Genomic DNA, 509 nt, shown 5'->3' on the forward strand with positions numbered 1-509 from the left:
CGCCCCCCCCGGCCGTCCCCTCTTTTCTGTCGAGTCCGCCCCGCGAGTGGTGGCCGGCGGTGCTGCCTCCGTCGTGACGACCGCCCCTCCGGCGGCTTTGGTCGTGACCGTGACGACCGCCCGTCGGGTGGCAGTGGCGGTGGGTTCCGTCGTGACGACCGTCCGTCCGGTGGTTTCGGTCGTGACCGTGACGACCGTGGCGGCGACCGCGGCGGCTTCCGTCGTGACGACCGCCCCTCGGGAGGAAGCGGTGGCGGCTTCCGCGGCCGTGACGACCGCCCCTCCGGAGGCAGCGGCGGCGGTTACCGTGGCCGCGAGGACCGGCCGTCCGGCGGCTTCGGGCGAGACCGTGACGACCGTGGCGGCGACGGCGGCGGCTTCCGACGAGACGACCGCCGCTCCTGCGGCAGCGGCGGCGGCCTCCGTGGCGTCCACCCCACTCCGTACCGTCGTTTCGGCCGTGACCTTCACGACAGAACCCGACAGAGCGGCGGAAACCTTCTTGACGA

At 74.1% G+C, this 509-nt stretch carries 1 protein-coding gene; it reads right to left on the reverse strand.

Annotated features, from left to right (window positions below):
- On the reverse strand, window positions 1-471 hold a 471-nt coding region (locus PUR61_RS33280; protein WP_329883241.1), incomplete at its 3' end, for a hypothetical protein.
- Window positions 472-509 lie beyond the last annotated feature (38 nt).

It is taken from the genome of Streptomyces sp. BE20 (genome assembly GCF_036322525.1).
Classification (GTDB): domain Bacteria; phylum Actinomycetota; class Actinomycetes; order Streptomycetales; family Streptomycetaceae; genus Kitasatospora.